Origin of the sequence: Actinoplanes regularis, from assembly GCF_900188005.1 — a bacterium.
Taxonomy (GTDB): Bacteria; Actinomycetota; Actinomycetes; order Mycobacteriales; family Micromonosporaceae; genus Actinoplanes; species Actinoplanes regularis.
On record NZ_FZNR01000013.1, the window covers coordinates 24,625 to 46,428 of the forward strand.

The 21,804-nt window shown below is 70.6% G+C and carries 19 protein-coding genes; 6 read left to right on the forward strand and 13 right to left on the reverse strand.

Annotated features, from left to right (window positions below; genetic code table 11):
• The first annotated feature begins 214 nt into the window (after positions 1-214).
• A complete protein-coding gene (locus CHC09_RS28760; RefSeq protein ID WP_089296357.1) occupies positions 215-2,359 on the forward strand; it encodes an MMPL family transporter in 2,145 nt (714 codons plus the stop codon).
• A gap of 106 nt (positions 2,360-2,465) precedes the next feature.
• Here the strand turns inward: CHC09_RS28760 and CHC09_RS28765 are convergent, their stop codons facing one another.
• The 5 genes from CHC09_RS28765 to CHC09_RS28785 form a co-directional block, all read right to left on the reverse strand.
• Positions 2,466-3,917, reverse strand: a complete 1,452-nt coding sequence (locus tag CHC09_RS28765) for a HAMP domain-containing sensor histidine kinase (RefSeq protein WP_089296358.1) — start codon at positions 3,915-3,917, stop codon at positions 2,466-2,468.
• Positions 3,914-4,606 (reverse strand): response regulator transcription factor, encoded by a 693-nt coding sequence (locus tag CHC09_RS28770; RefSeq protein ID WP_089296359.1) that lies wholly within the window; start codon positions 4,604-4,606, stop codon positions 3,914-3,916. The genes CHC09_RS28765 and CHC09_RS28770 overlap by 4 nt, the downstream gene beginning before the upstream one ends.
• A 396-nt stretch (positions 4,607-5,002) precedes the next feature.
• Entirely contained in the window at positions 5,003-5,665 is a 663-nt protein-coding gene (locus CHC09_RS28775; protein ID WP_143232633.1) for a hypothetical protein, read from the reverse strand.
• 25 nt (positions 5,666-5,690) lie between these two features.
• Positions 5,691-6,116: an RNA polymerase sigma factor gene (locus CHC09_RS28780; RefSeq protein ID WP_203833240.1), complete on the reverse strand. Its 426-nt coding sequence runs from the start codon at positions 6,114-6,116 to the stop codon at positions 5,691-5,693.
• Positions 6,117-6,432: 316 nt separating this feature from the next.
• The gene (locus tag CHC09_RS28785) at positions 6,433-6,834 is read right to left on the reverse strand and encodes a hypothetical protein (protein WP_089296362.1); all 402 of its coding nucleotides are present in this window, start codon (positions 6,832-6,834) and stop codon (positions 6,433-6,435) included.
• Positions 6,835-6,860: 26 nt separating this feature from the next.
• On the opposite strand from CHC09_RS28785, the gene CHC09_RS28790 reads away from it, so the two are divergent.
• From CHC09_RS28790 to CHC09_RS28800, 3 genes are all read left to right on the forward strand, one after another.
• Positions 6,861-7,454, forward strand: a complete 594-nt coding sequence (locus CHC09_RS28790; protein ID WP_275407894.1) for a response regulator transcription factor — start codon at positions 6,861-6,863, stop codon at positions 7,452-7,454.
• Between the two features lie 63 nt (positions 7,455-7,517).
• Positions 7,518-9,014: an alpha/beta hydrolase gene (locus tag CHC09_RS28795; protein WP_089296364.1), complete on the forward strand. Its 1,497-nt coding sequence runs from the start codon at positions 7,518-7,520 to the stop codon at positions 9,012-9,014.
• 71 nt (positions 9,015-9,085) lie between these two features.
• On the forward strand, positions 9,086-9,832 hold the full coding sequence (locus CHC09_RS28800) for a hypothetical protein (RefSeq protein WP_143232635.1): 747 nt from the start codon (positions 9,086-9,088) through the stop codon (positions 9,830-9,832).
• A 19-nt stretch (positions 9,833-9,851) separates the two neighbouring features.
• On the opposite strand, the gene CHC09_RS28805 is transcribed toward CHC09_RS28800, so the two are convergent.
• The 8 genes from CHC09_RS28805 to CHC09_RS28840 form a co-directional block, all read right to left on the reverse strand.
• The gene (locus CHC09_RS28805; RefSeq protein WP_089296366.1) at positions 9,852-10,829 is read right to left on the reverse strand and encodes a tetratricopeptide repeat protein; all 978 of its coding nucleotides are present in this window, start codon (positions 10,827-10,829) and stop codon (positions 9,852-9,854) included.
• Positions 10,830-10,835: 6 nt separating this feature from the next.
• On the reverse strand, positions 10,836-11,786 hold the full coding sequence (locus CHC09_RS28810) for a hypothetical protein (protein WP_089296367.1): 951 nt from the start codon (positions 11,784-11,786) through the stop codon (positions 10,836-10,838).
• A gap of 72 nt (positions 11,787-11,858) precedes the next feature.
• A complete protein-coding gene (locus CHC09_RS45485; RefSeq protein WP_143232637.1) occupies positions 11,859-12,710 on the reverse strand; it encodes an SGNH/GDSL hydrolase family protein in 852 nt (283 codons plus the stop codon).
• A gap of 30 nt (positions 12,711-12,740) precedes the next feature.
• Positions 12,741-13,760: an SGNH/GDSL hydrolase family protein gene (locus tag CHC09_RS28820; protein ID WP_089296368.1), complete on the reverse strand. Its 1,020-nt coding sequence runs from the start codon at positions 13,758-13,760 to the stop codon at positions 12,741-12,743.
• Between the two features lie 72 nt (positions 13,761-13,832).
• The gene (locus CHC09_RS28825) at positions 13,833-14,933 is read right to left on the reverse strand and encodes a peptidoglycan-binding domain-containing protein (protein WP_089296369.1); all 1,101 of its coding nucleotides are present in this window, start codon (positions 14,931-14,933) and stop codon (positions 13,833-13,835) included.
• Positions 14,934-15,090: 157 nt separating this feature from the next.
• Positions 15,091-16,368: a cation:proton antiporter gene (locus CHC09_RS28830; RefSeq protein WP_089296370.1), complete on the reverse strand. Its 1,278-nt coding sequence runs from the start codon at positions 16,366-16,368 to the stop codon at positions 15,091-15,093.
• A 16-nt stretch (positions 16,369-16,384) separates the two neighbouring features.
• Positions 16,385-17,368 (reverse strand): glutaminase A, encoded by a 984-nt coding sequence (glsA, locus tag CHC09_RS28835; RefSeq protein ID WP_089296371.1) that lies wholly within the window; start codon positions 17,366-17,368, stop codon positions 16,385-16,387.
• Positions 17,369-17,464: 96 nt separating this feature from the next.
• Positions 17,465-17,995 carry a CGNR zinc finger domain-containing protein gene (locus CHC09_RS28840; RefSeq protein ID WP_239138545.1) on the reverse strand — a complete coding sequence of 177 codons (531 nt, stop codon included), beginning with the start codon at positions 17,993-17,995 and terminating at the stop codon, positions 17,465-17,467.
• Here CHC09_RS28840 and CHC09_RS28845 point away from each other — a divergent pair.
• Positions 17,994-18,686 carry a hypothetical protein gene (locus CHC09_RS28845; protein ID WP_089296373.1) on the forward strand — a complete coding sequence of 231 codons (693 nt, stop codon included), beginning with the start codon at positions 17,994-17,996 and terminating at the stop codon, positions 18,684-18,686. The two genes, CHC09_RS28840 and CHC09_RS28845, sit on opposite strands and share 2 nt — an antisense overlap.
• A gap of 228 nt (positions 18,687-18,914) precedes the next feature.
• Positions 18,915-21,716, forward strand: a complete 2,802-nt coding sequence (locus tag CHC09_RS28850) for a S8 family serine peptidase (RefSeq protein WP_239138546.1) — start codon at positions 18,915-18,917, stop codon at positions 21,714-21,716.
• Positions 21,717-21,804: the final 88 nt, after the last annotated feature.

The window sequence follows — 21,804 nt, forward strand, 5'->3', positions numbered from 1 at the left end:
GGTTTCGTCGTACTGCGGTCGTCATTCTCGTGAGAGGGACGGCACCGCGGTACCACTCGCCGGAGCGCCGTTCGGCACCCGCGCCGTGGTACGCGGCTGGGCGCGCCTACTGCAGAACACCCGGGCTGAGCGCCGTTCTAACGGTCGTCTCAGATTCGCTCGGTACGAAGTCGGCCTCAGATGAGCGACGTAACGCGCATGTAGGAGGCTATTGATGGCAGTCAACGCAGCGCCGTCCAGGCAAGCGCCGCCCGGTCGGCTGGCAGGCCGGTGGGTGCCGTGGTTGGTGATCGGCCTGTGGGTGGCGCTGGCGGCGGTCCTGGTGCCGCTGAGCGGAAAGTTGAGCTCGGTCACCACCGACAGAGCCGTGGACACCCTGCCGGCAAATGCCGAGTCCACCAAGGTGGCGGCCCTGGAGGACAGTCTCCCCGGCGGCGAGGACAACACGTTCGTCTTCGTGTACCACCGCGCCGGCGGCATGACCGACGCCGACCGGGCGACGGTCGAGCGCCACTACAACACCCTTGCCAAGCGGTACCCGCCGAAGGCGGCGGCCGGAGAGGACGACGACGGCCCACCGACGAGACTCTCCACCGACGGCAAAGCGATGATGTTCACCCTCGACGTGAGCACGAACTATGGCGGACCGGAGACCATCGTCGGCCCGTTGCGTGACGCCGCGAAGGACCGCCCCGCGGGCCTGGAACTCGACGTGACCGGCCCGGCCGCGGTCGACGGCGACATGGACGCCGTCTTCGACGGCATCGACCTGCAGGTCTTCCTCACCACCGTCCTCGTCGTCACGGTGCTGCTCATCCTCACCTACCGCAGCCCGGTGTTGTGGTTCATCCCGCTCGTGGTCGTCGGCGCGGCCACACTGACCGCGATGGCGACCGTCTACCTGCTCGTCAAGGGCTTCGGCATCGTGGTCAACGACCAGAACTCGGCGCTGCTGACGATCCTGGTGTTCGGCGTCGGCACGGACTACGCGCTGCTGCTCATCGCTCGATATCGGGAGACACTCCACCACCACGAGAACGTGCGGGTCGCGATGGTCCACGCGCTACGCGGCGCGGCGCCGGCCATCCTCGCGTCCGCGGCCACCGTGGTCGCCGGCCTGCTCTGCCTGCTCGTCGCGGACCTGAACAGCACCAGCGGGTTGGGCCCGATCGGTGCGGCCGGCATCCTGTGCGCGCTGGTGGCCATGCTGACGCTGTTCCCGGCGGTGCTCGTCGTGCTCGGCCGGCGGATCTTCTGGCCGGCCATCCCGCGGTTCAGTACGGCCGTGGAGCAGAAGCAGGGGCTGTGGGGACGGCTCGGCACCGCCATCAGCCGCCGCCGGTGGGTGGCGACGCTCGGCTCGTTCGGAGTCCTCGGCGTGCTCGCCATCGGACTGGCGGGCAACACCGGCGCCCTGCGGGAACAGGACCAGTTCCTGTCCGCGCCGGAGTCGGTCACCGGCTTCACTGTTCTCCGCCAGCACTTCCCGGAGCTCGGCGGCCAGCCGATGACGATCTTCACAAGGCCGGCGTACCAGGAGCGGGTGCTCGACATCGTCAAGGGCACTCCCGGTGTGGCCGTGGCCATCCCGGGTCAGACCAGCGGTGGCTGGGCCGACATCTCCGTGTTCCCGACGGACGCGCCGGACACCGTCGCAGAGTACGACACGATCAAGCGAGTACGCACCGCCGTGCACGCGGTGAGCGGGGCGGAGGCGATCGTCGGCGGGCCGAGTGCGGAGAACCTCGACACCGAGGTGACCACCAGCCGCGACGAGAAGTTGGTGATCCCGCTGGTGCTCGCCGTCGTCCTGATCGTCCTCGGGCTGCTGCTGCGCGCGATCGTGGCCCCGCTGGTCCTGATGGCCACCGTGATCGTCTCGTTCGCCGCGGCCTTCGGCGGCAGCGTGTTCATCTTCGACACGGTCCTCGGATTCAAGGGCATCGACTATTCGGTGCCGCTGCTGGCATTCCTGTTCCTGGTGGCGCTCGGCGTCGACTACAACATCTTCCTGGCCAGCCGGGGCCGGGAGGAGACCGTGCGTCTCGGCACCAGACAGGGCATGCTCAAAGCCCTCTCGGCCACCGGTGGCGTCATCACCTCGGCAGGCCTGGTCCTGGCGGCCACGTTCGCGGTCCTCACCACACTTCCGCTGGTGATGCTGATCGAGGTCGGATTCCTGGTCGCCTTCGGCGTGCTGCTCGACGCCCTGCTGGTGCGGTCGGTCCTGGTGCCCGCCCTCACCCTGCTGATCGGTCGGCGGATCTGGTGGCCGAGTCGGCTGTCCCGGCCGACGGCGGAGCCGCCGGACGGGCCACAGTCGCTCGCCGACGACGAGGAGCTCGCGCTGCAACGGTGAGCGCGGCGGCACGGACGAGATCCGGGACGGGCCCCAGGCCCGTCCCGGATCTTTCGTGGGCCCGGCGGCCGCCGTCCTTTGGTTCTGAGCCGTGCGGCCGGGGCGGTCAGCGCACCGTGGTGTCCTCCCCGGCGGTGAGCCGGGCGATCGGGGTGGGCAGCGCCGTGGCCGGAAGGTCGACCCGAAGCAGCGCGCCACCGCGTGCGGAACGGGCGACGGCGGCCCGGCCGCCGTGGGCGTGGACGACCCGCTGCACGATCGACAGCCCCAGACCGGACCCCGGCAACGCCCGGGCGCTGTCGGCACGGTAGAACCGGTCGAACACCCGCGGTACGTCGGCGGCGTCGATGCCCGGTCCGGCGTCGTCAACCTCGAGCACCGCCGACGCGCCCTCGGCTCGGAGCCGGACCTGGACCGGCTGGTCCGCGGGGGACCACTTGCCGGCGTTGTCGATGAGGTTGAGGACCGCTCGCTGGAGCGCGGCAGGACGCCCGCTCACCCACACGGAGGTCACGTCGAGCGCGACCTCGAGGTCGGGCACGCGGGAACGCACCTGGGTCGCGGCGGCCACCACCACGTCGGCGAGGTCGAGCAGCTCGGTGTTCTCGTCGCTGACGTCACCGCGCGCCAGGTCGGTCAGCTCGGCGGCAAGGGTGCTCAATTCGGCCACCTGGGCGCCGAGGTCGTTGAGCAGCCGGGTACGGCTTTCCGCCGGGAGGGCAGTGTCGAGGGTGCCGCGCCGGTCGAGCCGGACCAGCAACTCGATGTTGAGGCGCAGGCTGGTGAGCGGGGTCTTGAGTTCGTGGGCGGCGTCCTCGGCGAGCAGCCGCTGGGCCCGCCGGGAGTCCCGGAGCGCGGCGAGCATGTCGTTGATCGCCTGGATCAGCCGCCGGATCTCCCCACCGCCCTCATCCGGGATGTCGGCGTCGAGATCCTGGGTGTTCGCGACACGTACCGCGGCGGCGGTCAGCCGGTCCATCGGTGCCAGTCCGGTCCGCGCCACGGTCCGCCCGACAACGGCGCCGCCGACCACGCAGAGCATCCCGATCAGCAGCATGCCCAACCCGAACCGGTTGATCGGGCTGTCGTCGGCGACGTGGGCCACCTGCACCGCGCCGTCGCCCGCCCGCAGCGTGTAGATGCGGTAGCCGTCGTCGTCGCTGTCCTTCGACTCCATCAGGTCGGCTGACGCGCCCTGCGCCACGCGCCCGGCGCGCTCGCTGACCGGGGGCAGTTCAGGTTGGCCGACGGGCGTCCGGGTCGAGCCGTCGGGCAGGATGACCCGCACCAGCCGACCGGATCCCGGATACGGCGGTAGCTGAACTTGCGCCAGACCGGCGCGCTCCGCGCTCGTCGCCAGGACGCGGGAGTCGGCGCGTAGCTGATTCTCGGCGGTGTTCTGCAACTCCCAGTCCAGTAGCTCGCTGGCCACCTGGAAGGCCACGAACACGCTGATCGCGATGGCCGTCGCCGCGATCACCGTCATCCTGGTCCGCAAGGACCGCCGGCGCCACCATCGGGTCAGCCGGCGCGGTTCCCAGCGGGGGTGCCTGCTCACGGAGGAGTCTCCCGCAACGTGTATCCCAGGCCGCGCAGCGTGTAGATCAATCGCGGCTCACCCTCGGCCTCCATCTTGCGGCGCAGGTAGCTCACGTATACCTGGAGGTTGTTGGCGGTGGTGCTCATGTCGAAGCCCCATATCGCCTCGAACAGCGCGTCGCGGGTCAAGACCCGGGTCGCGTTGCGCAAGAGAACCTGCAGGAGGGAGAACTCGGTCCGGGTCAGGCGCAGCGGCCGCCGGCCCCGCCACGCCTCGAACCTGTCGGGATCGAGCCGGACGTCGGCGAACGACAGGATCTGCGACTCCCCGTCGGCGGTCGTGCGCCGGCGCAGCAGGGCCCGCACCCGGGCCAGCAACTCCTCGGTGGCGAACGGCTTGGGCAGGTAGTCGTCGGCGCCCGCGTCCAGCCCCGTGACCCGGTCGGAGACCTGATCACGGGCGGTCAGCATCAGCACCGGCAGATCCCGACCCGCGGCCCGCAACCGCCGGCAGGTCTCCAACCCGCCGAGGCGGGGCATCATCACGTCGAGGATCAGCAGATCCAGCGTGTCACCGCCCGCCCCATCGACCCCGTCGAGCACGGCGAGACCGTTGGCGACGGTGCTGGTGTCGTAACCCTCGACCTGGAGCACCCGCTCCAGCGACTCACGGATGGCCGCGTCATCATCCGCGATCAGGATCCGCACGCCGGACCGCCCCCTTCCAGTTGCTGCTTTTGCCGCTCATTCTCCCCGGCCAACCTGAAGCCAGGATTAGAGCCGTCGCCTCTGTGATGCCCGCGAGCCCTGCTCTTACGGATGCCTGCGCTCGGCTCTGGGCGCTGACTTCCGGGCGAATACCTCGCTGGCAAGGGAGCAGCGAGATGGTGACCGAACCCCGCTGGGCTGACCGGCTGGCGGCCTTGTGCTCCCTACCAAGGGTCTCACCGGCCCCGACGGGAGTCCGGCCCTCCAACCGAGATCTTGTGCACCGAGGGGAGCGGCGCAGCTCCCGCCAGCGAGAATGTTCGAGCAGCTCAACGACCGTTCGCATGAGCCTGCGAGAGCACCACGACGTCGACCCGGGCGCCGCGCCGCCGGAAGCTATTCGCCGTCGCACTCCTTGGGGTCGATCGAGCGTGAGTCGGGTAGCGCGTTCTCCATCCAGGCCCACTCCGAGGCGATGTCCGTGCCGGTGAAGAGATCGACATCGCCGTTCGCCGCATCGTGGACGACCACCAGGACGCGCTCGCCCCGGGCCGGTGCGGTGCCGGCTCCACCGAGGGGGAGCCGTGCGTCGCCGGCCGTGAAGACCTTCGGTCCGTTCTCCGGCTTCAGGTACCGCGTCGCGTCGAGCGTCACCGCGAACCGGTCGCCTTGGCTGCTCACCGACGTCACGTTTCCCATGACGATGGTTTCGGCGCACGCCACCAGGCCGGGGAGGCTCCGGCTGTCCGGGTTGTCGGCCGGATCGGATCCGGTCCACGCGTAGCCGCCGGCCAGCGCGACGCCCACGACGGCTGCGGCGGTGGCGAGGGTCCACGGGCGTGCCCAGATCCGCCGTGCCGAGGCCCGGTCCGGCCGCCGGGCCGGGTCGGTCGCCGACTCCGGTGCCGCCGTGGCCAGCTCCGAGCCGAGCGCTGCCAGGCCGCGCCGCAGAGCGGTCACGGTTGCCGTCGCCTCGGCCATCTCGTCGGTGCCCGCCATCGTGGCCGGCGCCTGCTCGCCGGTGATCGCGTACATCAGCGCGTTGTCGGGCGGCGTCATGCCACCATCCGTGATCTGCGGCATTTCACACCATTCCCTTCGTGCTCAACCGGTCCCGCAGCCGGCCGACCGCATGGTGCAGCCGGCTTTTCACCGTTCCCTGGGCGACCCCCAGCGCGTCTGCGATCTGTGGCACGGTCAGGTCGACGTAGAACCGCAGCACCAGCAGCTGACGCTGATCCGCCGGAAGTTCGTCGAGTTCTCCTGCCATCATCAGCGCGAGATCGCGATCGTGGGCGGGCAGCGTTTCGGCGACGCCGGGAGCTCGCAGCGCCACGAGCCGCCGGCGGAGCAGTTCGGTGCGTCGCCGGCCGCGATGCCAGTCAACGGCCACCCGTGACGCGACGACAGCACTCCAGGCGGCCGTATTGTGGATTGTTCCGGCCGACGACTGTTCCAGGAGCTTCAGGCGGACCTGTTGCAACGCGTCGTCCAGGTCCTGCCACGGCACCCCACCCATGATCAAAACGGCCCGGACCCGTCCGGCGTCATCACCCCACGGTGGGTCGTCCTCCTGCGAACGTCGCAGCGGTTGCCTCATCGGCGTTCCCTCCCGTTGTCCCTCAGAACTTCGACGCGGAACTGCCCGGAATCGTTCACGTCGCCGGCGGCGGTTCGGGCGATGCTGACAGCCGCGGTTGGTGGCGGAATTCATCCCCGGCCGGTCTGGGTCGCGGTCCCGACCGGGATTGCCCTGCTCACGGCAGCAGTCGCCGGGAAGATCCGGGATTGGAGCTCGGCTTCGAGTGCCTCCCGCGGGACAGGGTTCAGGCGTCGCGCCGGGTCAGTGCCAGGTATCCGCCGGCCGCCGCCGCGACCACCCAGGCCAGCAGCACGGTCATCCCGGTCAGCGGGGTGAGCAGCATGCCCTCGGTGGGTCTGCAGGCCATCGCGAAGCCGCCCGCGACGTCCGGCAGGAACTGGGCGACGGTCCGCGTGGCCGGGATGCTCAGCAGGATCCCGGAGACCATGAAGAACAGCGGGACGAGGATGCCGATGGCGAGCGCCGAGCCGCGCAGCAGCGCGGCCACGCCCATCGAGAAGAGGAGGAGCAGAACGGCGTAGAGAACGCCGCAGACCAGCGTGCGGGCCACGCCCGGATCGATGAGCGACACCCCGGCGTCACCGAGCAGGGCCTGCGTGGTGAGGAAGCCGGCCAGCACGGTCACCGTGCCGACGGCGAGCGCGGCGGGTACTGCTCGTCGACGACGAGCATCTGACCCGGGGCGCCATGGCGGCGCTGCTCGGGCTGGAGAGTGACATCGAGGTCGTCGCGCAGGCCGCCACCGGCGCCGAGGCCCTGGCCCAGGCCCGGACTCACGAGGCCGACGTCGCGGTGCTCGACCTGCACCTGCCGGACACCGACGGGGTGACGCTGGCCGAGCAACTGCACCGGATCCAGCCGCACTGCCGGACGATGATCGTGACAGCACACGGCTACCCCGGTCATCTCAAGCGCGCGCTCGCCGCCGGCGTCCACGGCTTCCTTCCCAAGACCATCGACGCGGAGACGCTGGCCTCGGTGGTCCGCACGGTCTCCGCCGGCCGGTGGTACGTCGATCCGCAACTCGCGGCCGAGGCGATCAGCGCCGGGGACAGCCCGTTGACCCGTCGTGAGGCCGAGGTGCTGGCGCCGGCCGCGAACGACGCGCCGATCGGCGAGATCGCCCGGCGCGCGTCGCTGTCGTGCGGCACGGTCCGCAACTACCTCTCCTCGGCCGTCGGCAAGCTCGGCGGCGCGAACCGTCACGAGGCCGCCCGGATGGCCCGCAGCCGGGGCTGGATCTGAGCCGGTCGGGGATGGTCAGGTAGTCGGGACCGAAGCCGCCGATTTTTCGCGGGGAGAGATCCTTTGAGACGTACGCTGCTGCTTCTCCTGCTCGTCCTGACGGTCACCGGTGGTTGGCTGATCGCCGGGGCCGGTGACGACCTGCGCCGTGCGCACGTCACCTCCGGCGGAGTGCCGCTCGACGAGGTGCATCCGACCTCGAGCGGCACGCACCCGGGTGTGGTCGTCGCGCACGGATTCTCCGGATCCGCGAAGCTGATGGCCCCGTTCGGCGACACCCTGGCGACCCGCGGATACGTGGTCGTCCTGCTCGACTTCGCCGGACACGGCGCGAACACGGAGCCGTTGCCGGATCGGGTCGCGGGCACCTCGGACGCCACCCGGGTCCTCCAGCACGACCTGGACGTGGCGCTGGCCCACCTGCGCTCGCTGCCCGACGTCGACCCGTCCCGGGTCGCGCTGGTCGGGCACTCGATGGGCGCGGGTGCCGTCACCCGGTATGCGGCCGCCCACCCCGACGTGACCGCGACCGTGGCGATCTCCCTGCCGGATTCGGCCGTCGCCTCGGCCGAACGACCCGCGCGGCTGCTCACCATGGCGGGAGCACTGGAGTTTCCCGGTTTCCGCGAGGTCGCCACCAGCGTCGCCGCCGAGCGCGCCGACCGCGCGGTTCGCATCGTCGACGGCGTCGAGCACATCACCATCCTGTACGCCCCCGAGACCCACCGGGAGACGGTGGCGTGGCTCGACCTCGCGTTCGGCGGGCCGCGCAACGACGACGCGATCCCGTTCCCCGCACGGCGCCTCGCCGGCGCGGCCCTGCTGATGCTGGCCTTCCTGCTCGGGCTCTACCCGCTCGCCGCTCTGCTCGCGGACCCGGCCAACGACCCTTGGCCGCGCTTGCGGCGGCGGGACGGGGAACCGCGGCAGGCGATTGCGGGCATCACGACGACGATCAGGGTCGCGGCGGTGACGGCGGCCGCGGCATCGGCCGGGGCGTTGACGGCCTGGGTCCTGCCCACGGCCCGGCTGCCACTCGCGATCGCCGGGTACGTCGCCGGGTACGCGGCTGTCACCGGAGCGTTGCTTCTCGCGTACGCGGTCCGGCGGCCCACGTACGCGATCCGGCGGAGCCGAATGATCAGCCGGCCTCGCCTTCTCCTGGCCGTTCCCTATGCGATCGTCTCGATCGCCGTGCCGCTGCACCTGGGCGTCACCCACGCCCTGCCGGTCGGCGACCGCTGGTGGCTGCTTCTGATCATCTGGGCCGCCTTCGCCCTGCTCGCCTACGCGACCGAACACGTCGCCTGCGGGGTCCCGTCGCGCCTGCTGGCCGTGGCGGCGGTCTTCGTGACGGTCCTGACCGCCGCGGCGGTGACCGGGTTGACCAACGGGTTCGTGCTGCTGGTCCTCTTCCCGCTGATCGGCTTGATGCTCTGGCAGGCGTTGTGGAGCGTGTTCCTCAACCGATTCGCCGTCTCCGCCTGGGTGATCGCCGTGACCGGCGCCGTCGTCGTGGCCTGGCCCTTGGCGGTCGCGCTGCCGCTCGTCGGCGGCTGAAGCCTGTCGAAGCCGACCGCTGATCGACGAACTACACTCTCCGGTTCTGACCCGCGTCGAGGAAGGCCACATTGACGTTGACCAGGCCCAGAAGCGGGACCCGCGTCGCGGCGGTGGTGTTCGGTGCGTTGGTGCTCGGGATCATCGGCGCGATCGTGGGGTCGTGGGTCGGCGGGTTCAACCCCGGGCCGCTGCCGGACAACACCGAGGCTCTGCGGATGGCGCGGGAGATCCTGCCGGGGGTCAATCCGGCCGGCGAGCTCGACCGGCGTGACTACGTCTACGGGTCGCGGCTCGGGGACGAGGAGTGGGGCCCCGGCTATGTCGAGATTCCTTACGAGCCCGACGACGGTGGCACGGGTACCGGAGAGCCCGATTGCAGCCTGGACCGGCTTGCCCGCACCAATGCGGTGCGGCAGGGCTGGGAAGGTCTCCGTGACGTAGCGGAACTGCGCTGCTCGGGTTGGGTGGCCCAGCGGGGAGATGTGGTCATCGCCTACACCCATGACACGCAGGGTCCGGTGGTGACCTTCTACCGGTCCACGACCGGGGCGACCGTCGGCGCGTTGATCGGTGCCCTGGCGGGCGTGCTGGCCGGCGTGGCGGTGTGTCGCCCGCTGAGCCGGCGGCCGTTGGTGCTCATCGCCGTACTGGCGCTGCCGGGTCTTGTTCTCCTTCCCGTCACGGCTCTCGCCCTGATGGTGGCCTTCGTCGGCCACGAGGGTCCGGTCCCGGAGCTCTGGACGTACTGGCCCATCCTCGCCAGGTTGTTCTTCTTCTATTCGCCCTGGTGGCCGGACCCAGGTCCGAGCTGGTGACCCGGACCTGGGGTCCCGTTCAGTCCTCGTCGAGGTCCGGGTCGAGGTCCGGGTCGTCGGCCTTGTCGCGGGCGCGGTCGCGCATCGTCACGAAACGCTCGGTGGTGCGCCACGGCGTGGAGTTGATCCAGTCGTCGCCGATCAGGTCGTAGACGCCGCAGGCCTCCCGGAAGTACCGCCCCACCGTGAGGGCGTGGGCGAACTGGTTCCACACCATCGGGGTCATCAGCGACCGCTGGTAGCCGGCGTGCCAGAACGAGTTGTGGGCGGCGGCGTAGATCTCACCGGCCACGTCGGCACGCCGGAGGTACTTGTCACTGCCCTCGACCCGCCGCTGTTCCCGGTGCGCCTGCGCGACCAGGAGCGGAATGTTGGTGCCGGGGCAGGCGGCGGCCCTGGTCCGGGCGAAGTCGAACATCGCCTCGGTGCTGCCGCTCCACTTCGCCATCACGTTCTCGAGCATCTGCTGGTGGCCGAGCAGGTGGGCCGGATCGATCTCGATCAGCCGGTTGAACCGGCGCCAGCGCTCCTCCATGGGCAGTTGCCGCGCCCGGCCCAGAACGATCAGGTAATGCCAGGCCTCGGCGCACTTCGGATCGCGGTCGATCACCTCGTCCAGACAGTTCTCGGCCAGTTTGAGCCGCTGGAACCAGACCTTCCACTGGTCCTCGCCGACGGTGCTGGAAGTGCCGCTGCCGCGGGCCTCCCAGGCCCAGGAGATGGCGTGGGCGCCGCGGGCCAGCAGCGGCAGGGTGGAGTCGGGCTCGGCGCGGATCACGTCCGGGATCCACTCCTGCAGGCCGTCCGCGCCGGAGACGCACCACATGTAGAACATGAAATGCTCGGGGTCGGCGGCGGTGAGGATGTCCCGGGCCGTCGGCCAGTCCCGCTCGCGGAGGGCCCGGAGGAGCTGCCTGGCGCCCTGGTCCCGCAGCAGATCGTTGAACTTCACGGTGTCGGTCTCGGCGTCGTCCGGACGCTTCTTGAAAGGCCACATGGCTGATCAGAGATTCTCTCTGGTGTAGTTGCGGGAGCGGAGGAAGAACTTGATCGTGTCCCACGGCTCCCGGGTGATCCAGTCGTCCTCGATCGACTCGAAGATGCTCCAGGCCGGCTTGTGGAAATCGCCCCAGGCGAACGCGTAGGCGAAGTTGTTCCAGACGATCGGCGTCAGCAGCGTGATCTCGTAGTCGTCGTGCCAGAACGAGGCGTGCGCCGCGTCCCAGAGCTCGTCCGTCACGGCCTCCGGCTCCCAGTAGGCCAGGTCCTCGCCGCGGTCCGGGTCGTCCGGTTCGGCGAGGTACGCCAGGTGGGCGATCTGCTCGCGGTGCGCCAGCACGACCAGGGCCGGGATGTGGGTGCCGGGGCACGCGGCGGCTCGCGTGCGGGCGAACTCGAACATCGCCTCCGAACTGCCGCCCCATCGCGGGGAGAGGGCGAGCAGCATCTGCTCGTGGCCGTACCAGTTGTCCGGCTCGATCTCGATCAGCCGCTGGAAACGCCGCCGCCGCTCCTGTTCGGGTAGCTCGAGGGCGCGGCTCAGCGCGATCGACCAGGTCCACGCGTCGGCCCGGCCGGGGTCGCGCCGGAGGACCTCGTCGACGCACTCCTCGGCCTGCCGGACCAGCCGGGACCAGAGCTCGGCTCCGGCGTCGCTCAGAGGGCCGGCGAGGCCGTCCCGGCGCAGTTCCCAGGCCGAGGTCAGCAGGCCGGCGCCACGCAGCAGCAACGGCAGGACCGAGTCCGGCTCGTCGGCGATCCACCTTTCGACGCCGACCGTGGTCGCGGCGACCGAGAAGTAGTGGGACCGGTGCTCGGGATCGGCCGCCTCGAGGATGCCGCGAGCCGTCGGCCAGTCCTGTTTACGCAGCGCGCGGCGCAGGTGTTCGGCGTCCTCGTCGAGGAATCGACAGAACTCCGGAACATCGTCGTCCTTCTTCTTGGTAGACCACACGGCCGCAGAGCTTATGTGCCACCGCCCCGTACCGGAAGATCATTTGTCCTCGCTCGCGTAGGCCGGGCCGGCCTACGCCAGGTAGGCCGCCAGGCCGATGTTCTGGTCGCGGAGCGCGGTGGTGATCAGGGCGGCGATCTGTCTGGCGCCGGCCGCCTCGAAATGGGTGTGGTCGTTGCAGAAGAACGCGCCGACGGCGCCCTGTGTGTAGTCGCCGTTGTTCGGGCACAGTTTCAGCTGGTTGTAGAGCGCGACGCTGCGGGCGTGCAGGTCGATGACCGGCACCCCGTTGGCGGTGGCGGCGTCCTTCGTCTCGGTGACGAAGCCGCGGTTGCCGACGGCGGTGCTGCCGCTGCAGGTGATCGCCGCGACCGGGGTGACGAAGATCGGCTTGGCGCCGCGGGCCTTGGCCGCCGAGGCCATAACGCCGAGCAGTTCCTTGAAGCGGGCGCTGCCGACGTGTCGCGGGCAGGCCGAGGTGCCGTCGTTGATGCCGAACTGGATGAAGAGGTAGTCGCCGGTCTTCATGCCGGCGCTCGTGTCCAGCATGCCCGTCCATCGCGAGCTGTACGCCGTCGAGCTGAGCACGCACTCGCCGGCCGAGTTCTTGGTGCTGGTGACGTTCCCCTCGTACAGCCAGGTCTGGATGCTGCGGCCACCGACCGCGCTGTTCTGCACGGTGACGTCGGTGGTGAAGTACGGGGCGAACTGGCTGCCCCAGCCGATCGGGCAGGTGCTGGCGTTCATCATGGTCGAGTCGCCGGCCATCCAGATCTTGATCTTCGCCAGGGCGGCCGCTCGTGTGACGCCGCTGGATTCGGCGCAGGGCAGGGCCGCCCGCGCGTGGGTCGTGGCCGCTCGGGCGGGGACGCCGAGTCCCGTGGCCAGCACCGTGGTCACCAGCGCTACGAGGAAGGTTTTCATCTGGGGGATGCTCCTGCGCTTGGAGGGGGGTCAGGGCAGTGTCGCGGTGAGGATCGGGGTAAGCCGGGCGGCGATGGCCAGGTGACCCTTGTCGTTCGGGTGCACCGAGTCGCTGAGGCCGTCCGACGGGAGCCAGCCGGTGGTGTCGACGTAGGACACGGCGAGGTCGCCACTCGCGTTGCGAGCCCGTACCGCCGCCTGGGTCTCGGCCGCGTACCGGCCGATGAAGGTCCGCATCGCCAGCAGCTTGGCGTTCGGGAACTTGGCCCGCAGCTTCGTCAGGAACGTGATGTAGTCGGCCTGGAAGTCCGCACCGCTCACGCCGTGGCTCTTGTCGTTGGTGCCGAGATTGATCACCACGGCGGCGGCCGTGTAGCGGGTGAAGTCCCACAGGTCGGTGCCGGCCTGGCCGCCGCTGGACATCCAGTACCGGGTCTCGTGTGCCCAGCAGCCGTCCGAGGTCTCGGAGAGGCACATGCCACCGATCGCGATCTGGGTGTGATCCGCGTTCAGCCGCTCACCGGTCACGAACGCGTAGTCGGTCACGGCCAGTTGGCTGCTGGTGGTGCCCGCGGTGATCGAGTCGCCGACGAACTCGACCAGTCTGCCGCGGGCCGGCGCCTTGAACGTGGCGGCGCCCGAGTCCAGCACCAGACCCTGGAAGACCGCGTCGCCGGTGTACGAACCGGCCACCTGGCGATAGCTGACGATGAGGGTGTGGTTGCCGCTCGCCAGCGCCGTCGGTGTCAGATCGACAGTCCCGGAGACGCCGCTGAACGCGGTGAACGCCTTGCCGTCGATACTGGCCCACAGGTCGATCTTGTTGCGCTGCCGCAGCTTCACCGTCCTGCCGGTGAATCCGACCCGGAGATACGCCCCGGCCCAGTAGGGGACGTACGCGGCCTTGTTCGAGGTGTTCCAGCGACCCACGAAGCTGATGTTCGTGTCACTCGGCGATCCGTCGCCGACGGCGGCTCTCGCGCCCGGGGCGATCAGCCAGCCGCCGAGGCTCAGCAGCACGGTCGCCACAAGGACGATGCATCGTCGCATGACCCGCCTCCGATCCGGGAGCGCTCCCATGGCATGTGTGACATGGTGGCCCTTCAATCGAAGAGTGTCAATTCATCGACTGGAAACCCGCGCTGCCGGGGACGGCGACCGGGCGGCGGAGGGCGCGGCCGACCGTTGCTCCAGAGCGCGTTCGACGGCGGCGATCGTGGCCGCGTCCACGGCTCCGGTCGGCTCGACGCCCAGGGCCGCCTGGAACGACTCGAGGGCCTCGGTCAGCTCCGCGGTCCACGTGCCGTCCACGGGACCGGTCCAGAAGCCGGCCAGCTTCAAAGTCTGCTGTACGGCGGCGGTGGCCGCGATCGAGTCGGCGGTGGCCGCACCACCCTTGGCCCGCAACTCCGCTCGCAGCGCCGCGTCGGTGGCCTTGTCGACGGTTCCGGTCTCGGGCAGATGGTGCGCCTTCTGCAGGGCCTGGACGGCCGCCACCGTGGTCGGACCGTAGACGCCGTCGACCTCCTGCCGGTAGTAGCCGGCCTCGGCAAGCGACTTCTGGACGGCCAGGGTGTAGTCGCGGGCCTGCCCCCGCTGTTCCTCGCTCAGGCAGCCGGCCTCGGCGAGCAGGCGCAGCCAGGACATCTCCAACGCGACGGCCGCCGCGTTGAACCGCTCCGACGCCTGCCGCAGCGGCGTCTGGTCGGTGATGCCCTGCCGCGCCGCGGTGAAGTCGGCGTCGGCCTGCTTCACCCGGTTGACCGTGGTGTCGGCCACGGGCCCCTCGGCCGAGGGTGTGATCGACGGCGAAGCCGTGGGCGAGGGCGGCGCCCCGGCGCGGGCGGACGCCAGGGCCGCGGTCGCCTCCGCCACCTCCTTCTCGGCCGTCGCCACCTCCTCGCGGGCGGCGACGACCTGTTCGGCGGCGGCGATCACGTCGGACCGTGGCTCCGTCAGCTCGGCGCCGGCCTCCTTCACGTCGCCCACGGTGGGCGCGGTCGCGTTGAGGAGGTCGCCGTAGCGGTCCAGCGCGGTGAGGTAGGAGGCGCCGCTCCCGCAGAAGGCGTCGGCCCGGCCGGCGAGCTCCGTCCGCGCCTCGGCGAGGGCCTCCTGCTTGTCGCTCAGCCGCCGCTCGGCCATGCGTACCCGGGTGTCGCCGTCGCCGCAGCCGGCCACCGCGAGCACTACCGCGATCACCAGGATCTTCGCCGTGGCCGGCATCTCAACGGCGACCGTTCCGTCGGCGCCGCATGACGATGAAGGCGACCACCAGGAGTACGGGAAGGAACAGTCCCCACATCAGCCATCCGTTCATGCGAACCTCTCCCCAGCGGCGAATCCGGCCCGGCCAGGCTCCCAGCCCGGCGAGCACGACGGCTCATCCCGGCCGGGTGAAGGGTGGTCCTCCACCGTCGTGGCGCGGCAGCAGGCCACGGACCGGCAGTTGAGCGGCCGGCGGTCGATCGGGCGGGTCGGCGAGGTTCGCCGCGTACCGGAGGGCGAGCGGCTTCGCGCTCAGGCCGTGCGCCAATACGCTGAGCAGTACGGTCGTTCCGATGATCGCCACGGCGCGGTCCGCCTCGCCCGGCAGTTCGTCCAGGGCGATCACCGCGAAGATGACCGAGGCCAGACCCCGTGGGCCGAACCAGCCGACGAACGCCACGGTCGGCCGTGACAGCCGGGTGCCGATCAGCGCGATCGCCACCGGAAGCATCCGGACGACGGTCAGGCTCAGTACGGCGTAGACGACGAACCGCCAATCGGCGCCGTCGAGGACGGTCGGCACGGCGACCGCGCCGAATACCAGCCAGGTCAGCAACGACATGAGCCCGGCGGTCTGCTCGACGTAGTAGACCTCCACGGCCCCGTCCCGGCGGCCGAAGTGGCCGAACGCCAGGCCGGCGACGAACGCGGCGACGAAGCCGTTCCCGTCCAGCCAGAGCGTGCCCGCGTAGGCGACCATCGGCAGCGCCAGCACGGCCGGCCCGGCGAAGTCCTCGGACGCCCAGCCCCGGCGACGGGCCATCCGCAGCCCCCGGCCACCCACGGTGCCGACGACGATCCCGGCGGCCAGACCGATCGCCAGATCGACCAGGGCGCCACCCACACCGTGTGCCGCGACGCCCTCGGTGGCGAGGGTGCCGGCGATCGCGACCATCACCACGGGAGTCGCGATGCCGTCGTTCAGTCCGCTCTCCACGTTCAGCAGTCGCCGGATCCGTGCCGGCACCGCGGGATCGGTCATCACCGAGGCGCCGAGCGCCGCGTCGGTCGGGGCCAGCGCGGCACCGATCAACAACGCCGGCCAGAACCCCGTACCGTCGATCACCCACAGCGCCAGTGCCGTCCCCGCGGCGATCGTGAGCGGAAGTCCCAGGCCGAGAAGGCGCGCGTACAACCCGAGGTCGGCCCTGAGCTGCCGGAGACCCACCCGGGACGCGTCCGCGAACAGCACCGACACGAGGGTGACCTCGGCGAGCAGCTTGATCGACTCGGGCGTGAGGTCGAGCCGCATGACGTGCAGCACCTCGGCGAGCAGCAGCCCCGCGGCGACGAAGACGATCGGTGCGCTCAGGTCCGCGCGACCGAGCCGGGCCGAGAACAGGCCCCAGGCGAACACGATCAGCGCGACCAGAGCCACGGCCCCCGCGTCCATGCCCACGCCGAGCGGCTCAGGCCGCCGGTTCGGAGGCGAACAGGGTCAACCCCAGCCGGCGGGAGAGGTACCGGGCCGCCAGTTGCCCACGGACGCTGTTTCCATAGTCGTCGAGCGGTGGCGCGAAGGTGGCCAGCGCTCCCTTTCCCGGGGAGACGACGATGACGCCGCCCCCGATGCCACTCTTGCCGGGCGCTCCGACGTCGTACAACCAATCTCCGGAGGTCTCGTAGAGGCCGGCGGTGGCCATGACCGCGAGCGTGAAGTGGCAGGCCCCGCTCTCCACCACGCGTTCGCGGGTGCGCGGGTTGACGCCGCCGTTGGCCAGGGTCGCGCCCATCACCGCGAGGTCGGTCGCGGTGACCCGCAGGCAGCTCTGCCGGGTGTACAGGTCGACCGCCTCGATCGGGTCGCAGCCGAGGAGCCGGTAGGTCTGCAGCAGGTCGGCGAGGGCGCGGTTGCGGTGGTTGGTCGCCGCCGCGGAGGCGTGGACCTCGTCGTCGAGCGGCAGCGTCCGGCCGGCGAACCGGGACAGCCCGTCGCGGAGGAATCGCCACCTGGCCGCGGTGGTGTCGCCCGGGGCGAGGCTCGCGGTGATGATCGCGCCGGGGTTCACCATCGGGTTCGTACGGCCGTCCGGGGTGCGCTCGACCGCCGTCAACGAGTTGAACGGCAGGCCGGTGGCGTTGACGCCCAGCCGCTGCCGGATCTTCTCCGCGCCGAGGACCTGGCAGATCAGAGCGAACACGAACGGCTTCGCCACGCTCATGACGGTGAACCCGTGGTCGGCGTCACCGACCGCGTACAGGCCGCCACGGGTGCCCGCCGTGCAGATGCCGAACAGGTCGGGCGACACCCGGGCCAGCGCGGGGTAGACCCGGGAGCATTCGCCCGCGGTCACTGTCCGATATCGCTGATGCGCCTCGTCGATCGAGCGCCGCACCTGCTCCGGAGAGGGAAACTGGCCGGTCGAGACGTACGGCGCGACGTCGGTGTCCATCGGTCCCCATCCACGAGTCCCAGGAGCGGCGGCAGCGATCAGGCTATGGCCCGGCCGGTCGGCCGCCCTCATCCGAGGAGGGTGAGACCCGCTCCGTCAGGCCGGCCCGTGGCGGCGCGCGCGGTAGGCGGCGACCGTGGTGCGGCTGGCGCAGGTGTTGCCGCAGAAGCGGCGGGTGCGGTTGCGCGACTGGTCCACGAAGAAGTTCCGGCAGCCTCGCGCCGCGCACCGGCCGAGGGTGAGACCCGGATCGCTGGTCGCGACGTGCGCGAGCGAGGCGGCGACGACCTGCCCGATCCACTGCCCGGGAGCGAGCCCGTCGTGTGCGTAGTGGATGTGCCAGGTTCCGGTGTTGTCGTGATCGGACAGGTGCAGGTCGGGCGGGTAGTCGGCGATCAGCGTCCGGATCGCGTCCGGCGGCGTGGCGTCGACGATCTGTCGCAGTGCTTCCCGCACGAGCGCCACCAGCCGTGTGAGCTCCCCGGCTTTCGGCTGCTCGACGGCGTGCTCGGTGAGCAGCCGCCGTGACTCGGGGCTCAGTTCGTCCGCGTCTCCGGCGTTCGCGAGTTCCACGGCGAAGCGTGTCACGTTGCCGATGTAGTCGATGTAAGTCAATGTAGGTGTCATGATAGCAAGTGACACCTACATCGTGCTTGCGGCTGACAGCCTGCACCGCGCCGGTGAGTGGGACAGCGCGCTGGCGTTGATCTCCGGCGGGTCCGGCGCCGACGTCATCGAACTGCGTGCGCGGATCCTGGTGGATCGGCATTGGTGGCGGCTCGATGATCCAGCTTCGGCGCGGGCGGCCGTGGATGCTCTCGACCCCGCCTCGCCGCAGGCGCTGTACCTGGGTGCTCAATTGGCGTACACCCGGATTCTGTTCGGGCTCGATCCCCTGGACGACGATGCGCGGACGGCCGGCTCCGGGTTTCTTGGCGCGATGCGGGCCGAGTCGCTGCGGGGGTGGGCGACGTTCTGGCTCGGCGTCGTCGCGGACAACGTCCATCGCGATCCCGGCACGGCTCATGTCCGGTACACCGAGGCGCTGAAACTGTGCCATGAGGCGGGTGACCTGCTACTCGAGTCCTACGTCGTGCGTCATCTCGGCGGCCAGGCCATCGAGCGGGACCGGTCGCAGGGGGAGATGCTGTTGCGTCGCTCGCTGCATCTGCGTTCCGCGCTGGGTGCCCGTCCGCAGGTGGCGGCCGCGCAGGTGACCCTCGCGGGCGCGCTGCCGGAAGGTCCCGAGCGCGAGATGCTGCTCGAGGCGTCCGCGGCGACCGCCCGTGAGCTGGGCTTGACCTGGCTACTGAACTGAGCACGGGTTGCGGCGCTTGAACCGGCGGGCTGCCGTTGACGGCCAACCGCGTCTCTCCGAAGTCACGCCCTTCATCCCCGTACGACCGCTCCGGCGCGGCGACGGGACCGATAGTGGTCGTGTCCATACGTCCTGTTGATCTCCCACTGCCGATAACATCCACAGGCATCGAATTGATCGATGTCAGTGGGGGCTGCATTGAGAATCAGGGGACGTGGGCTACGACGATTGCTGACCGGTGTCGCCGCCGGTGTTCTGGTGGTGGGAGCCGGAGCGCAGGCAGCCGGTGCCAAGGGACCGGACGACGCGACGGCCAGGACGTACGCGCAGATCGCGGCATTGCAGCAGATGAAGAAGTCGTTGACGGGGGCCGAGCGGAAACTGGACAGCAAACTCGCCGTCGAGTTGCGTGAGCGCGGCGGCAAGGTGGCGTCGGGCGCGTTGCCGGAGCTGGCGACCGGGGTGGTGGTCTCCAAGGCGGGGACGACCGAGGTCGAGGTACACGCCACGAAGGTCGGCGACGATCTGATCGGGCGACTCCGGAAGGTCGGTGCGGGCATCCGCTACCCGTCGGCCGCGACCGGGACGGTGCTCGTCGAGGCGCCGCTGAGCGCGCTGACGACGATCGCCGGATGGTCGGACGTCACCGCGGTCAACGCCAAGCACGGGCTGATCAGCGGGCGTGAGACCGATCCCCGCAGCAAGCCGGCGACCGAGTCCAAGGAAGCCAAGGCGGCGCGGGTCGAGGGCGCGGTGCGAGCCGCCGCATCGAAGATCACGGCGGCCGCGCCCAGCCAGGGTGCGGTGGTCTCGGAAGGGGACCGGACGCACGCGGCGGACACCGCCCGGACGCGCTACAAGGTGACCGGAACCGGGGTCAAGATCTGCGCCCTGTCGGACGGTGTGGACTCTCTCGAGGCGTCGCAGGCGACCGGAGACCTGCCGGCCGACGTCGACGTGCTCACCGGGCAGGAGGGCGACGGTGACGAGGGTACGGCGATGCTCGAGATCCTCCACGACCTGGTGCCCAACGCGAAGCTCGGGTTCGCGACCGCGTTCACCAGCGAGGTGAGCTTCGCGGAGAACATCCGGGCGCTCCGGTTCACGGCGGGCTGCGACATCGTCGTGGACGACGTCGTCTACTACCACGAGAGCCCGTTCCAGGACGGACTGCCGGCGCAGGCGGTCAACGCCGTGGTCGCGGACGGGGCGTTCTACTTCAGCTCGGCCGGGAACGAGGGCAACACCCTCGACGGGACTTCGGGCAACTGGGAGGGCGACTTCGTCGACTCGGGGCGCGGGGTCGGAAAGTTCGCCGGGGCGGCGCACGACTTCGACCCGGGAACCGGCGTGCAGATCTTCGACCCGCTCTCGCCGGGGAGCGCCGGCCGGGTGACGACACTGTGGTGGGCGGACGCGCTGGGTGGCTCGGCGAACGACTACGACCTCTATCTGATCAACGCCGCCGGCAACGTCTCCGACTTCTCGCAGGACACCCAGGACGGCGACGACGATCCGTTCGAGATCCTCGCCACCGGCTCCGGGAGCAACCAGAAGCTGGCCGTGGTGAAGTACTCCGGAGCGGACCGGTATCTGCAGCTCAGCGTCTTCCGGGGACGGTTCACCGACTCGACCGACGGGACGCTGAAAGCCTTCTCCACGCCCGGCGTGACGCGCGGGCACAGCGCGGCGGTGGGCGCGTTCTCGGTCGCGGCGGCGCCGGCGAGCGGGGCGCTGCCGTTCGATCTCGAGAGCGGGGATCCGCCGAACCCGGCGGGGCCGTACCCGAACGTGTTCACCAAACAGTCCACGCCGGAACGGTTCACCTCGGACGGGCCGCGGCGGATCTTCTTCGGTGCGGACGGGACCCCGGTCACGCCGGGGAACTTCAGCTCGACCGGTGGAGTCGTACGGAACAAGCCGGACATCACCGCGGCTGACGGTGTACTGACGTCGGTCCCGGGCTTCGCGCCCTTCTTCGGCACCTCGGCGGCGGCACCGCACGCCGCCGCGATCGCGGCGCTGGCGCTCTCCGGCAACCCGGGGATGAGCAACGCCGAGATCCGGGCCGCGCTGACCGGGACCGCGCTCGACCTGGCACCGAGCGGCTACGACAACCGCACCGGGACCGGTGTGGTCCGGGCCGACCGGCTGCTGCGCGACACCGGTGCCACGCCGCAGCCGCTGGTACGGGCCGGCAACCCGGCGGTCACCCCGGTCACCGGTGACGGTGACGCGTACCTGGAGCCGGGGGAGAACGCGTCGGTCGCGCTGCCGGCGGTGAACGAGGGCGACGGTACGGCGACCGGGGTCAGCGTGGTGGTGAACTCGGACGACGCTCGGGCGACGGTGACGCCGCACGCCTCGTCGTACGGGAACATCGCCGCGGGCGTGTCGAAGTCGAAGAACTTCACGCTGAAACTGGCCGCCGGCTATCCGCTCGGGCGGCCGGTCACGCTCGCCGTCAAGATCTCGTTCGCCGGTGTCCTGTCGCCGACCACCACCACGCTGGTGGTGCCGACCGGGCAGCCGTCGGCGACCGTGCGGGACTTCGCCTACAGCGGTTCGCCGGTGACGGTCCCGGACAACGACCCGACCGGCGCCTCGGCCACCGTGGCCGTCAGCGGCGTCGGCTACGTCTCCGGGCTGACCTTCTCGATCGACGGCACGGCCTGCTCCACCGACACGGCCTCGACGACGGTCGGCCTTGACCACACCTTCGTCGGCGACCTGATCGGGACGCTGACCGCGCCGGACGGCCGGACCGCGACACTGTTCGCGCGAACCGGCGGCGGTGGCAACAACCTGTGCCAGGTGGTGTTCGACGACGCGGCCACGGCGTCGTTCGCCTCCGCGACATCGAGCAACGCGCCGTTCACCGGCACGTGGCGACCGGACGACCCGCTGGCGTCGTTGCGGGTCTCCCCGGCCGACGGCACGTGGACCTTCCACGTCGTCGACCGGGCCGGCTCCGACCTCGGGTCGATCCGGGCGTTCTCGCTGCACCTGACCGGCTTCGAGCCGGCGTGACCGAAGTCCGTCCGGGCCTGCCACGGCGGCCCGGACGGACTCTTCCGGGTAGCCGGGCCTGCCCCCTGTTCTGGGCGGCGGGGCCTGC